Genomic DNA, 209 nt, shown 5'->3' with positions numbered 1-209 from the left:
GGCGGTGCTGATCCGGGGCAGGGCGTAGGGATGCTGCTCGGCCAGCCAGCGGATCATCTGCTCGCGGACCTCGACCCGTACCGTCCAGATGTCGCCGGCGTCCTTGGCCGTCACCAGGGCCCGCACCTGGATGGTGCTGGGTGTGGTCTCCACGACGGTCAGGTTGTAGGCGCGGCCGTCCCAGGCCGGGCACTCGCGCAGGATGTCGC

Annotated in this window: 1 pseudogene; it reads right to left on the bottom strand. The window is 70.8% G+C overall.

Annotated elements, in window-relative coordinates:
• Positions 1-209, bottom strand: a pseudogene (locus J0695_RS42895) (mechanosensitive ion channel family protein); the annotation flags it as partial.

Source organism: Streptomyces beijiangensis, assembly GCF_017315755.1.
GTDB classification, from domain to species: domain Bacteria; phylum Actinomycetota; class Actinomycetes; order Streptomycetales; family Streptomycetaceae; genus Streptomyces; species Streptomyces beijiangensis.
The sequence above is the reverse complement of the archived record's forward strand: the minus strand, read 5'-3'. Positions and strand labels throughout refer to the sequence as shown.